11 protein-coding genes are annotated in these 11,919 nt (G+C 72.5%); 9 read left to right on the top strand and 2 right to left on the bottom strand.

The genetic code is table 11. The features are described 5' to 3' along the window. Positions 1-24: 24 nt before the first annotated feature. The 8 genes from ACWD4J_RS23060 (at position 25) to ACWD4J_RS23025 (ending at position 8,162) form a co-directional block, all read left to right on the top strand. The gene (locus ACWD4J_RS23060; protein WP_451397299.1) at positions 25-237 is read left to right on the top strand and encodes a hypothetical protein; all 213 of its coding nucleotides are present in this window, start codon (positions 25-27) and stop codon (positions 235-237) included. Positions 238-307: 70 nt separating this feature from the next. After that, positions 308-1,063, top strand: a complete 756-nt coding sequence (locus ACWD4J_RS23055; protein WP_451397298.1) for an aminoacyl-tRNA hydrolase — start codon at positions 308-310, stop codon at positions 1,061-1,063. Between the two features lie 202 nt (positions 1,064-1,265). Continuing rightward, positions 1,266-2,027: a DUF4142 domain-containing protein gene (locus ACWD4J_RS23050; RefSeq protein ID WP_451397335.1), complete on the top strand. Its 762-nt coding sequence runs from the start codon at positions 1,266-1,268 to the stop codon at positions 2,025-2,027. Positions 2,028-2,137: 110 nt separating this feature from the next. Further along, complete coding sequence (locus tag ACWD4J_RS23045) at positions 2,138-3,469, top strand: DUF692 domain-containing protein (RefSeq protein ID WP_451397297.1); 1,332 nt, start codon at positions 2,138-2,140, stop codon at positions 3,467-3,469. A gap of 4 nt (positions 3,470-3,473) precedes the next feature. Continuing rightward, positions 3,474-4,496, top strand: a complete 1,023-nt coding sequence (locus tag ACWD4J_RS23040; protein WP_451397296.1) for a TIGR04222 domain-containing membrane protein — start codon at positions 3,474-3,476, stop codon at positions 4,494-4,496. A 135-nt stretch (positions 4,497-4,631) separates the two neighbouring features. Beyond that, the gene (locus tag ACWD4J_RS23035) at positions 4,632-5,477 is read left to right on the top strand and encodes a DUF4142 domain-containing protein (RefSeq protein ID WP_451397295.1); all 846 of its coding nucleotides are present in this window, start codon (positions 4,632-4,634) and stop codon (positions 5,475-5,477) included. A gap of 43 nt (positions 5,478-5,520) precedes the next feature. Beyond that, positions 5,521-6,351, top strand: coding sequence for a TIGR04222 domain-containing membrane protein (locus ACWD4J_RS23030; RefSeq protein WP_451397294.1), 831 nt, complete (start codon positions 5,521-5,523; stop codon positions 6,349-6,351). A gap of 119 nt (positions 6,352-6,470) precedes the next feature. After that, positions 6,471-8,162: an alpha/beta hydrolase gene (locus ACWD4J_RS23025; protein WP_451397293.1), complete on the top strand. Its 1,692-nt coding sequence runs from the start codon at positions 6,471-6,473 to the stop codon at positions 8,160-8,162. Between the two features lie 122 nt (positions 8,163-8,284). Here ACWD4J_RS23025 and hemQ read toward each other — a convergent pair whose 3' ends face one another. Together hemQ and hemG are read right to left on the bottom strand one after the other, a co-directional pair. Continuing rightward, a complete protein-coding gene (gene hemQ / locus ACWD4J_RS23020) occupies positions 8,285-9,016 on the bottom strand; it encodes a hydrogen peroxide-dependent heme synthase (protein WP_451397292.1) in 732 nt (243 codons plus the stop codon). Positions 9,017-9,020: 4 nt separating this feature from the next. Continuing rightward, complete coding sequence (hemG, locus tag ACWD4J_RS23015) at positions 9,021-10,523, bottom strand: protoporphyrinogen oxidase (protein WP_451397291.1); 1,503 nt, start codon at positions 10,521-10,523, stop codon at positions 9,021-9,023. Between the two features lie 174 nt (positions 10,524-10,697). Between hemG and ACWD4J_RS23010 the strand changes: the two genes are divergently transcribed. Beyond that, entirely contained in the window at positions 10,698-11,786 is a 1,089-nt protein-coding gene (locus tag ACWD4J_RS23010; RefSeq protein ID WP_451397290.1) for a DUF4349 domain-containing protein, read from the top strand. The last annotated feature ends 133 nt before the right edge of the window (positions 11,787-11,919 follow it).

The following is an 11,919-nucleotide window of genomic DNA, read 5'->3' as shown; positions in this document are numbered from 1 at the left end:
GCCCCGGCGTTCTAGGCTGGCGGCATGGAGGACTCGTACTGCACCACCCGCGACGCGACCGGCCAGGACGCCGCCCCCGGCACCGCCGCGCACCCGTCCGCGAAGGCGGACGGCCCTCCCTTCGCCGAGTGCGTCCTGTGCCGTGAGCCCACCGATTATCCGGAGTCGTACAAGGGCGTCACGCTGTGCCCGGTCTGCGAATGGCAGGAGGCGCAGCGCACGGCCTGCTCGGGCTGAGGCACCGGCCGGACCGGGCGGCACAGGGCCGGGCCCGAAGAACCGATCATCCCCCTGGCAGACTGGACGGGTGAGCAGCCACGACGCCCCCAGCACGCCCGGCACCGACATACCCGCCGCAGTCCCCGAGAGTCCCTTCCTTCCGCGACGGACCGTGCGCGACACGGCCCCCCAGTTCGTACTGCCCCTGGTCGTACGCATCGAGCGCGCCGCTCCCCCGGCCCGTACGGACGCATTGGAGACCGCCGCCCGTGCCGTCCTGACGATGCTGAGCGACGAGCGGTCGCGGGGCGACGGAGTGTGGGCGCAGGCGGTGCGGGACTGGGAGGACGCCCGGATCCGCAAGGTGGTGCGGCGGGCGCGCGGCGCCGAGTGGCGGCGGGCCGAGGCACTGCCCGGCATCACGGTCACCGGAAAGTCCGCCGAGGTGCGCGTCTTCCCGCCGGTGCCGCTGGACGGCTGGCCGCAGGACCTGGCACGCCTGCAGGTGTCGGGCACGGACCTCGACGACCCGGAAGCCCCGGCCGACGCCGACGGGACCGCTCCTGTCCTGTGGCTGAACCCCGGCGTCGAGATGTCGGCGGGCAAGGCGATGGCGCAGGCGGGCCACGGCGCGCAACTGGCGTGGTGGGGGCTGGCGGACGAGGAGCGTTCGGCCTGGCTCGACGCCGGCTTCCCGCTGTCCGTGCGCACGGCGGATCCCGGGCACTGGGACGAACTCACCGCGAGCGGCCTGCCGGTGGTGCGCGACGCCGGCTTTACGGAGATCGCCCCCGGCTCGTGCACGGTGGTGGCGGACCATCCGGCACTGCACCGGAATCGCTGACCGGAATCGTTGACGGGGCGGGAGGGCGGGCGGCGGCGGCCGGAACAGACCGCCGCCCCCTTCACCGGCCTTTGAACATCCCGGCCACGGTGCACGTACCTCTCGATACCGCCAAGTAGCTCGAACTTCCTTGCGCTCGGCGGTGGTTCACGTGATCGAGCAGAGGCAGCTCAGCTGGCACACGCACCGGGAGGCTCATGTGCTGCGTCGGATCAACGGCACAGGACTCGTCATCGCAGCGCTCGTCGCCACCATCGGCGCCCTCGCCTTCCCCGTGTGGTCGTACGCCGACCGGTCGGGCACCGGGCCCGCCAACCTGGCCGCGGGCACCGTCGCCACACGTTGGGGTCCGCTGTCCACGCTGGACCGTGAGCTGGTGGTCAAGGTGCGGCTCGCCGGGCTGTGGGAGATACCCGCGGGCCAGCAGGCCATGGAACGGGCGCCCACCGAGGCGATCAAGGCCGCGGGCGACCATCTGGTGGTCGGCCACACCGATCTCGACAAGCGGGTACGGAACGTCGCCGCGCAGCTCGACATCGAGCTGCCCAACCAGCCGAACGAGCAGCAGCAGGGCTGGCTGCGGGAGCTGACGGCGGCCCAGGGCCAGGACTACGAGCGGAAGTTCGCCAACCTGCTGCGAGCCGCGCACGGCAAGGTGTTCAGCGTGATCGCCCAGGTCCGCGACAGCACCCGCAACTCGCTGGTCCGGCAGCTGGCCACGGACGCCAACCAGACCGTGCTCGACCACATCACGATGCTCGAGGCCACCGGTCTTGTCGACTTCGACGCGATAGCGAACGGCTCCGCCGCGACGCAGACCGCGAGCCCCACCGGGCCTCCGCCACCCTCCGGCATCGCGCCGTCGCCACCTCCGGCCGGGCCGACAGGCGATGTCTCGGCCACCTCGCGGCCGTCGCCGACGACGCCGGGACAGGTCGACACGGACCGGCCCGATCCCGGGTAGGCCGACGAAGCAACCTCAAATGTTGCTCTGAACGTCCCCGCAGCCGGGTTCGGCGCCAGGCGCCCGGGCCATCACTCCGTCACATCGCCACGCGCGTGAAGGAGGGGGACATGCAGCACTTGGGTACCGGAATCGGCTGGCGGCCGGAGATCGCCGACGCGGTCGAGCGGATGCCGGGCGTCGACTGGGTCGAGGTCGTGGCGGAGAACGTCTGCCCCGGGCACCTTCCCGACTCCCTGCGGCGGCTGCGCGAGCGCGGTGTCACGGTGGTGCCGCACGGGGTGTCGCTGGGCCTCGGCGGCGCGGACCGTCCCGACGAACAACGGCTCACCGCCCTCGCCGAGCGCGCCCGGGCCCTGGGCGCCCCGCTCGTCACGGAGCACATCGCGTTCGTACGGGCCGGTGGGGCGCTCACCGCGTCGCAGCCGCTGGAGGCGGGGCACCTGCTGCCGGTGCCGCGCACCCGCGACGCCCTGGACGTGCTCTGCGAGAACGTGCGGATCGCGCAGGAGGCACTGCCGGTGCCGCTCGGCCTGGAGAACATCGCGGCGCTGATCTCCTGGCCGGACGAGGAGCTGACCGAAGGCCAGTTCCTGTACGAGCTGGTGGAGCGCACCGGCGTACGTCTGCTCATCGACGTGGCGAACCTGCACACCAACCACGTCAACCGCGGTGAGGACCCGTCCGCGGCGCTCGCCGCGCTGCCCGTCGAGGCCATCGCCTACGTCCACGTGGCGGGCGGCTTCGAGCGCGACGGCGTGTGGCACGACAGCCACGCCCACCCGGTCCCGGAGCCGGTCCTCGACATCCTCGCCGACCTGGCGTCCCGCGTGACCCCGCCGGGCGTCCTGCTGGAGCGCGACGAGAACTTCCCGGCTGCCGCGGAGCTGGAGAGCGAGCTGGAAGCGATCCGGTCGACGGTGCGGCGGGAGTCGGCGGGGGCGGTGGCGTCGGCGTTCACGGAGGCGTCCCCGTCGGCGAGCTCCGGCGGCGGCACGGCGGCCGCGGACTCCGTGACCGGCCCCGCACGCCAGCGCGTTGCGCTCGCGCAGGCCTCGCTGCTGTCCGCGCTGGTAGCCGGGACGCCCGTGCCCGAGGGATTCGACCGGGCCCGGCTCAAGGTGCAGGCCCGGGCGCTCACCGCCAAGCGGGCCGACGTCGTCGCCAAGGTCGCCCCCGAACTGCCGGGGATCCTTGGGGACGCGTACCGCGCCGCATTCTTCACGTACGCCTGCAAACGGCCGATGACCGGTGGCTACCGCCGGGACGCTCTCGGCTTCGCCGAGCATCTGCTGCTCGCCGGGAAGCCGGAAGCCGCCGATGAACGGCGGCAGTTGACGGAGTGGTGGCTCGAGCGCACCGGCCCCGGGCCGTCGTCCCCGCGCCCCGTGGCCCGGCTGGTCCGCGCGGCCGCGTCCCGCCTCGCACTGCACAGGAGGTGACGTCATGAACACCATGGCGATTGCGATCTTGTACTACATGCTCATCGGTGGCTCCTCGGCCGCCCTGATCGTCGCGCTCGTCAAGGGGCGCGGTCGTGGTGCGCCCGCCGGCGCGTTCGTACACGACACACTGGAAGCCGCCTTCCTGTCCGGCGGGCCCGGCCGGGTCGCGGACACGGTGATCACCGCGATGCACGAGGACGGACGGCTGGCCGTCGTATGGCCCGGCATCGTCTCGATCGCGCAGGGCGCCGCCGCCCGCAACCCCGCCGAGAGCGCACTGCTCGAAACACACTCCGCCGCCTCCAACGGCGCCCTGCACCAGTTGCGTGTCGGCGTGATGCGCAGTCCCGCCGTCCAGTCGGTCGGCGACGGGCTCGCCGCGCGCGGCCTGCTGATCCAGCCCGGCGCACTGCGCCCGGTCCGCCGCTGGGCCCTCACCCAGATCCTGCTGTGCGTGGCGGGGTTCGCGCTGGCGATGGTCCTGACCGTCGTGCAGTTCGCGCAAAGCGACGCGTACGACTTCGAAGTTCCTCTCTTTTTCGTGGTGTTCCCGGCCGTGGCCCTCGGCGTCGTGGTCGGGGCGGTGTGCGCGGCCCGCACCAGGAGCCGGCTGACCGGCGCCGGCCAGAGCGCCCTGCGCCAGTACGCGGGATCCCCGGCCGCCCGGGCCAGGGGCGCCGCACACCTGGTGGCCATGGGCGGCCCGCGCGCAGTGCCCGACGCGGACCTGCGGACCCGGCTGGCGGCGGCGGCGCGGACGCGGGTGAGCGTGGGCGGCAGCCCCTACTCCGGCTCCTCCTCGTCCGGCTCCCATGACGCAGTGGTGTGGGCATCGGCCGCTGATGCCGTCACGTGGTGCGGCGGAGGCGGAGGGGGCGGGTCCGACGGCGGTTCCTCGTGCGGCGGTTCCTCGTGCGGCGGTTCGAGCTGCGGAGCGTCGGGCTGCGGTGGCTCGTCGGGCGGATCGAGCTGCGGTGGGTCGAGCTGCGGTGGCGGTGGATCCAGCTGCGGCAGCTCCTCGTAGGCCGCCTGCTGCTCCTCGTAGCCCGCCTGCGGCGCCACCACCGCACTCACGTACCGAAGTTGACGTACTCACGCGCGTATGGCGACGGCGCGTACCCGAAGCGCATTAGCGTGCGGTGCCGCAACAGGAGGCACCATGCGATCCATCAACGGCACCGGCCTCATCGTCGCGGGACTCACCGCGACACTGGTCGCGCTGATCTTCCCCATCTGGTCCTACGCCGACCGTTCAGGCACCGGCCTGGACACCCTCAACGCTCAGACCGTCTCGACCAGATACGGCCCGCTGTCCGCTCTGGACCGCGACTTCATCACCAAGGTCCGGCTCGCCGGCCTGTGGGAGCTGCCCGCCGGCCAGCAGGCCGAGGAGCGCGGCACGACCAAGGCGGTGCAGACCGCCGGCGAGCATCTGGTCGAGGGCCACACGTTTCTGGACGCACGGGTACGCGAGGTCGCCGCGCAGCTCAGTCTCGAACTGCCGAACCAGCCGAACGCCCAGCAGCGCGCGTGGCTCACGGCGCTGAGCGCGGCGCACGGCGACGAGTACGACGCGCTGTTCGCGAACATCCTGCGCCGCGCCCACGGCAAGGTCTTCTCCGTGGTGGCCCAGGTACGCGCGACCACCCGCAACTCGCTCGTACGGGCCCTCGCCGACGACGCCAACGCCACGGTCCTGGACCACATAAAGGTGCTCGAGAGCACGGGCCTCGTGGACTTCGACGCACTGGCGCGGGACGCCGCCACGACGGGCCCGCAGCCGGTGACCAGTTCTCCCGCGCCGCCCGGCCCGATCCCGTCCCCCAGCCCGCCGGTACCGGTCACTCCGTCGCCGTCGCCCACCTTCTCGCTGCCGCCGGCCGCGTCCCGGCCGAACCCGGCAGACACGAGCAAGAGCAAGGACGGCAAGGACGGCAAGGACGGCAAGGACGGCAGCAAGAAGGACAGAACGTCACCTATGGAACACACTCCGTCCACATCGTGAACACGCCGTGGCGGGCAGGCGATCGGTCGCATAGAAAGCCGACATGTTCTGGGTCCCTCTCCTGCTTCTCGCCTGGGCCGCTGCCGGTCTCTCCTGCACCCGGCTGTGCCTCGCGGCCGTTCGTACCGCCGCCGAAGCGGAAGCCGCAGCCGCGGCGGACTCCGGCTCCGGCCACGACCGCGACGGGGACCGCGAGTTGACGCTGTACGAGGCCGCCTTCCTGTCCGGCGGCCCCTACCGGGTCGCCGATCTGGCCCTGGTCGCGATGGCCCGTCAGCGCAGGCTGCTCCTCGCGCACACCGGCTGGGCGACCGTGGTCGACGCTCAGGGACGGGACGACATCGAGCGGTCGGTGCTGGGCGCGATCGGTCCCGGCGGCGTGTCCCGGATAACGCCGATACGTTCTGCGGCCGCTGCCGCCGAGGCGGTACGCGCTCTCGCCGACCGGCTCGTCGCGGCGGGGCTGGCCGTGCCGGACGGGGCACGTACGACAGTGGCGGGGGCGGTGCGCCAAGTGCAGGCGGCGACGGCGGCCGTGGTGGTGCTGGGCGGAGCCGCCCTGCTGATGCTGACACCGGATCAGGTGTCGCAGGGTCAGCGCGCCGCGGTCGCCGTCTGGTTCGCGCTGCCGCTGGTACTCGCGGTGGGTTGTCTCGCCGTCGCCCGCTTCGAGGTGCATCCGTACACGCGCTGGGCGTCACCTGCCGGTCAGCGGCTGCTGGGGAAGTTGACGCCGCGGGGCGGGAACGCCGGCGACCGGGACTGCCTCACGGCTGTGGCGATCCGCGGCATCCGTGCGGTACGCGATCCCGGCCTCAGGGCAGCGTTCGCGCATCACCCGTCCGACCGGGAGACGACGCAACGGGGTCATTGAAGAGGGCATCGAGGGGTCATTGACCCGACACCGGTGGTCCGGTGCTTTACTTCACCGTTCACCGATCGAATCATCCCTTTTATTGCCGTACGTTGCCGTACGAAGGGATGCCGGAAGCGATGAGAGCAGCCGTCCTCTGCGGAGCCGCCGGATCCATGGTCTTCACGGCCCTCGTCACATCGCCCACGGGCAGCAGTGCCTCTGCGGAAACGCGCGGCGCCACGGCGGAGATGCGCGGTACCGCCGTCGCGGCCGCACGTGCCGCGGCCGCCGGTATCCGGTTCGGCGCCTGTCCCAAGGAGGAGAACCTCCCGGACCACGTCCGGTGCGGCACGGTGACCGTGCCGCTCGACTACGCCGCTCCCGACGGCAAGCAGATCACACTGACCGTCAGCCGCGTGGAGGCCACCGGCAGGGTCGGGGCCGGGGACAAGTCGCCCGCTGACGGCGGCAGGGACGGAGAGACGGACAGGGAACGGAAGGGCACAGGCGCCGGGAAGAGCGCCCCGGTCGCCCGCCAGGGCACACTCGTCTTCAACCCCGGCGGTCCCGGCGCCTCCGGCATGTACTTCCCGATGGCCGCCGGAATGCCCGAGTGGCGGCGCATCGCGGCCGCTTACGATCTCGTCGGCTACGCCCCGCGCGGCGTCGGCCGGTCGGCGCCGCTGTCCTGCCAGGACCCGGAGAAGTTCGGGCAGGCGCCGACGCAGGCTCCGACGCAGCCCTCCGAGGCGTACAAGACGCAGCGCATCGCGGAGGCGAAGGCGTATGCGCAGGGCTGTGCGCGCAGGGCCGGGTCCGCGCTGCGCCACTACACGACGCTCGACAACGTCCGGGACCTCGACGTGCTGCGCGCCGCGCTCGGCGAACGGAAACTGACCTTCCTGGGCGCCTCCTACGGCACGTACATCGGGGCTGTCTACGCCACGCTCTTCCCGTCGCACGTGCGCCGCATGGTCTTCGACTCGGCGGTGGACCCGGACCCGCTGCAGATCTGGTACCGCAACAACCTCGACCAGTCGCTCGCCTTCGAGCAGCGCTGGGAGGACTTCCGGACCTGGGTGGCCGGGCACGACAGCACGTACCACCTGGGCACCACGCCCGATGCGGTGCAGCTGAGCTACGAGAAGGTGCGGGCGGAGCTCGCGCAGCGACCCGCGGGCGGCACGGTGGGGCCCGGCCAGCTGCACGCCGCGTATCTGAAGGCGGGCTACTACGACGACTACTGGCCGATGCGCGCCGCCGCGCTCACCGAGTTCCTGAAGGGCGATCCGCAGCCGTTGATCGGCCAGGCGGCACCGTATCCGCAGGTGGCCGGCGAGGAGGAGAACAGCGCCGCCGTCTACACGGCGGTCCAGTGCAACGACGCGCCATGGCCCACCGACTGGGCGACATGGGATCGCGACATCACCCGCCTCGCGCGCGTGGCGCCGTTCACGACCTGGGACAACGCCTGGATGAACCTGCCCTGCGCCTACTGGACGGCGCCGCGGCAGCAGCCCGTCGACGTGGGTACCGCCGAAGGTGCCCTGCCGCCGACGCTGATCCTGGCGGCGGAGCGGGATGCGGCAACGCCCTACAAGGGGGCGCAGGAGCTGCAGCTCCGGCTGCCGGGGTCCGTGCTGGTGACGGAGCGGGGGGCGGGCACGCACGGGATCGCCGGTGGGGCCAACCAGTGCGTCAACGGGTATCTGGACGCGTATTTGCTGGCGGGGCGGCTGCCAGGGCTTCGCGCCGCGTGCGCACCGCATGCGGCGCCGAAGCCGGTTTCGCTCGGCTCCGGAGCGTCCGGAGCCGAGCAGGGGGCTTAGAGCCCCTGGGAGCCCTCATGCCCGAGGTGCTGTACGTCGTGGGTTGTGCCCACCCTCCCCCAGCTACCGCTGAGAGGTGCCCCCAGCCCAGCGGAACGATTGCCCACAACGGTCAGCGTCGGTCAGGCCAGGCCCGCCACCAGTTCCGCAACCGACTTGCGGCGGCCCGTGTAGAACGGGATCTCCTCGCGTACGTGCCTGCGGGCCTCGGAGCCGCGCAGGTGGCGCATCAGGTCGACGATGCGGTACAGCTCGTCGGCCTCGAAGGCGAGGATCCACTCGTAGTCGCCGAGCGAGAACGAGGCGACCGTGTTGGCGCGCACGTCCGGGAAGCCGCGGGCCATCTTGCCGTGGTCCGCGAGCATGGTGCGGCGCTCGGCGTCGGGCAGCAGGTACCACTCGTAGGAGCGGACGAAGGGGTAGACGCTGACGTAGTTGCGGGGCGTCTCGTCGGCGAGGAACGCCGGGATGTGCGAGCGGTTGAACTCGGCGGGGCGGTGCAGCGCCATGTTCGACCAGACCGGCTCGAGCGCGCGGCCCAGCTTCGTGCGGCGGAAGAGGTTGTACGCCTCCTGCAGCTGGTCGCTGGTCTCCGCGTGCCACCAGATCATGAGGTCGGCGTCCGCCCGCAGCCCGGACACGTCGTACGTGCCGCGGATCGTCACATCCTTGGCGGCGAGCTGGTCGAACAGCTCCTGGACCTCGTCGGCGTAACCGGCGCGGTCCTCGGGCAGCACGTCCTTCAGCTTGAAGACGGACCACAGGGTGTAGCGGATGACCTCGTTGAGGTCCTTGGCCAGCTTGCCCTTGTTCGGGATCCTGCCGGACTCGGTGGTGGGGGCGTCGTCGCTCATGGGCCTATTCTCCCGCTCCGCCGTGCAGGCTCTGCACCGGGTTCGCGGTGAGCTCCTCCACACCCCGCCCGTCACCGCTCAGCTGGTCCACGGCCGCGTACGCGCTCGCGATGCAGGCCGGGATGCCCACGCCGTCGTACGCCGCCCCGCACACCGCGATCCCCAGCAGCTTGCTCACGTGCTCGCGGATGCGGGCCACGCGCGCGTGGTGGCCGACCGGGTACTGCGGCAGGCCGCCTTGCCAGCGGGTGACACGGGTGGCGACCGGGGTCGCGTTCAGGCCGGTGGCCTCGCGCAGATCGTGCCGGGAGAGCTCGACGAGTTCGGCGTCCTCGCGGCCGAGGTCCTGCTCCTCGCCGTACCGCCCGACGGAGGTGCGCACCACCAGCAGCTCCGGGTTCTCGTCGGCGATCCACCCCCACTTGCGGGAGGAGAAGGTGGACGCCTTGATGGTGCGGCCGTCGACGGGCGGCACGAGGAAGCCGCTGCCCTCGGGGAGCCTGGCCTCGTCGCGCCGGTACGCGAGGGTGATCAGCGCCATGGAGGCGTACTCGACGGTGCGCAGCTCGGCGGCCGCGGCCGGCGACTCCGAGGCCAGCAGCTCGGCAGCAGCAGGCGCGGGGAGCGCTAGGACGACGGCGTCGGCCGTCTCCACGTGGTCGCCGAGCCGCACCTCCCAGCCGCCGGGCGTCCGGCGCAGGCCGCTGACCGGGCTGTTCAGTCGGATCTCGCCGCCACGCGCGCGTACCGACTCCGCGACCGCGAGCGGCAGCTCGCCGATGCCGCCCCTGATGCCCATGAAGACGGGACCGGTCTGCTGGTTCTGCGCGGCGCGGGCCTGGATCCCGCGGACGGCCTCGGTCAGCGAGGTGTGGCGCTGGGCCGCCTCGAAGAGCTGCGGGACGGCGGAGCGCATCGAGATGCGGTACGCGTCCCCGGCGTAGACCCCGCCGAGGAGGGGCTCGACGAGCCGGTCGACGACCTCGCGGCCGACGCGTTCGGCGACGTAACCGCCGACCGCGACGTCGTCGCCGATCTCGGTGGGCGGAAGATCACGGTCCTGCTCGATACGGCGCAGGCCGTCCTCGGACAGGACGCCGGAGACGGCGTCGGCCGTGCCGGGCACGCCCATCACATGCCCCTTCGGCATGGGCCGCAGCGCGCCCCGGGTCCAGATAGACGCGGTCGCGGTGGCGGGGGGCTGGAGCCGGTCGTCGAGACCCACCTCGCGGGCGAGGGCGACGGCCTCCGGGCGGCGGGCCAGCATCGACTCGGCACCGAGGTCGACCTGGGCGCCCGCGATCTCCCCGGCGTGCAGCTTGCCGCCGATGCGGTCGGAGGCCTCCAGTACGGTCACGCGCGTAGCGCCGCCGGACGGGCCGTCGTGCGCGGCGACGGGCGAGCCGCCGGGTGGGCCGAGCAGTCGGTGGGCGGCGGCCAGGCCGGCGATTCCGCCTCCGATGACGACGACATGACCGGCACCCGTACGTGTGTCCCCTTCGCGCATGCATCCACTCTCTCAAACGGTGCAGAGGCGGCAGGACCCGGCAGCGTGGCCCCGACGAGTCCCGACCGTGACCGCATCGGGACCGGACGGCGACAACGAAACGGGGGACCCCGGCGTCGAAGGAGCACAAGTCATCACCAACCCCGGGGGTACGCCGAGATGTTCGCTCGCAGCATGTCCAGGCACCGAGACGGCACGTCCAGGCACCGGAACGGTCCGTCCAGGCAGCGGTCCGTCCAGGCTCTGTCGGCCGTCCTGCTGGCGGCGGCGCTCGCGCTGGCGGGATGCGGCGCGGACGACATGGCCGGAGGCTCCTCGGACTCGGCCGCGAAGGCGGACAGCGGGGCGGGCGCGGACGCCAAGGAGGGCGCCGCCGGACCCGGCAGCGAGGCCTCCAGCGGTTCCGGAAAGCAGGCGGGCGACAAGGCGACCTCCTCACCGAAGCTCACCGGCATCCACATCATCCGTACCGCGTCGCTCACGGTGCTGGTCAAGGACGTGTCGAAGGCGCTCGACGAGGCGCGCTCGGCCGCCGAGGGCGCGGGCGGCATCGTCGGCAACGAGACCACGACCCGCGACGAGGACAGCCGCGAGGAGTCCCACGTCGTACTGCGCGTTCCCACGGAGCGGTACGAGGACGTGCTCACGGAGCTGCAGGGCACGGGCAAGCTCATGGAGCGCAAGGTCAAGGCACAGGACGTCACCGACCAGGTCGTGGACGTCGACAGCCGCGTCAAGACGATGCGCGCGAGCGTGGAGCGCGTGCGGGACCTGATGGACAAGGCCACAAAGCTGAGCGATGTGGTCGCGCTGGAAGGCGAGTTGAGCAGCCGTCAGGCGGACCTGGAGGCGCTCCTGGCGCAGCAGGCGTCGCTCAAGGACCGCACCAGCCTGGCCACGATCACCCTGACGTTCTACGAGAACCCGAAGAAGCAGGCGGAGAAGAAGGACGACGACCCCGGGTTCGTGGATGCGCTGGCGGGCGGCTGGGACGCGTTCGTCACGCTGCTGCGCTGGATAGCGGTCGCCTTCGGCGCGACCCTGCCGTTCCTGGCCGCGGCGGCACTGATCATTCTGGTGTGGGTGCGGCTCGCACGCGCCCGACTGCCGCGCGGTGCGTCGCGGACGACGCTGCCGGGCGGTCCTGCCGGGGCTCCCACGGCGCCCGTGACTCCTGCAGCGCCCGTGACTCCTGCAGCGCCCGCGACTCCTGCAGCCGGCGCGGAGCGAGAGCATGGGGGTGACGCCGCCGAGGGCGAGTGATCGGCGGGCCGGGGGCCGGGGGCGAGGCCCACCGGCCCCCGGGGTGGCAGGCGTCCCCAACGTCGCCTGCCGCCCCGGGCGTCCGCCCGCCGCACCGCCGTCCGGAGTCGTGCCGACGTACGGTCGCCTGTAC

This window comes from Streptomyces sp. NPDC002577 (assembly GCF_053594815.1).
The sequence above is the reverse complement of the archived record's forward strand: the minus strand, read 5'-3'. Positions and strand labels throughout refer to the sequence as shown.